The following is a 1,535-nucleotide window of genomic DNA, read 5'->3' on the forward strand; positions in this document are numbered from 1 at the left end:
ATATAATATTATAATATATATTTTAATTATTTTATAAATGTTTATAAAAAAATAGTTAATTTATTAATTATAATATTAAAATAAAAAAAATAATAAAATTAACCTTACTAAAATAAAAAAATAGCTAACTTAAGATAAAAAATTATAGAAATATAAAAAAATAATTAAATTAAATTTCTAAGATTAAAAAAATAGATAAGTCAAACTTCTTAAAATGCAAATTATATAAAAATAGCTAAGTCAAAACTCTTAAGACATAGAAATATAAAAAAATAGCTAAAAATGATTCTAATAAATAAATATTATTTACTAAAATCATAATAAATTAATTTACTATTAAATAAACAAATTAACTAATTTTAATAATTAAAACTTAATTATTAAATAAACAAAAATATTTAACTAATTTTGATAATTAACATTCTGTTTATTAATTAAAGGATAAGAAATTAAATTAGTAGAATCTAAATCCTCTTTATACATATCAACTGCATTAATTTGACTATTTTCATAAGTTCTATAATAATAAATTCCTTTATCAGTATTTACACAAGAAGAGTAAATAGTAATTTCATATTTATCTGGTTCATCAATAAATGCAAGACCTCTTTGTTGTTCAACAGATCCAAGAATATGGAAAAATTGACTAACACTTTCAAGTTCATCTTCACTAGATAAAGAATTCATTTTAGTAAAACTTGCTTTTACAAAACGAGACATAGAAGATAAATCACCAGGTAAACCTAAACCACCCATTCCACGACTATATGCCATCTAAATCATCACTGAAAGTATTATCTGGTGTCCTACTAGATAAATATCTATAATTATTTAAATTAAATAATTGTTTATCAAATGGAGGATTATTTGTTAAAACACCTACAGGATTATTATAAACTTTAAGACCTTCTTTAACTGTTTCAACAGTAATTGATTCATCTCTATCTGAAATAATCCAATGAAGTGAGGAATTAGGAAGTTCATCAGAAAATTGAATATCAACAATATTAAGATTTTCTAAAAGTTTTCTTGCTTCTTTAACATTACTACATTGAGATAAAATCCAAGGAATAAATTCAAAAGATGCAACATTTACTTTACTATCATCTACTTTTTTATAATCAGCAAAATCAGCGAAATTTAAACCTGCTATACTTAATCCTTTTTCATTTGTAGCATCATAATATAATGGATAAACATCAATACCTGCAGTTATTCCAATAAAAGCATAATGATTTTCAATTGTATCCTCAACTCTAAATTTTAATGGATAATTTCTTGGAGTTATAGTTATTTTTTCATTATAAGATAATTCATAATCAAAGTTACGTCCAAAATAATGATCTTTTGATAAATAATTTGCAGCAGTACACATTTTATTTTCCCCTATAAAATTTATTGAACTTTAATAAAATATATGTTAAAATATTCTATAAAATTTTATTAAACTTTAATAAAATATATGTTTAAAATCTAATTAATATTTTCTATTGATTTTAAATATATTAGTAATAATTAATAAATACTGTTTAAAT

Annotated in this window: 1 pseudogene; it reads right to left on the minus strand. The window is 20.0% G+C overall.

The features are described from left to right. Positions 1 to 402 precede the first annotated feature (402 nt). Positions 403 to 1,375 (minus strand): annotated as a pseudogene (gene bsh / locus BGI41_RS08765) (choloylglycine hydrolase). Positions 1,376 to 1,535: the final 160 nt, after the last annotated feature.

Origin of the sequence: Methanobrevibacter sp. 87.7, assembly GCF_002208625.1 — an archaeon.
Lineage (GTDB): Archaea > Methanobacteriota > Methanobacteria > Methanobacteriales > Methanobacteriaceae > Methanarmilla.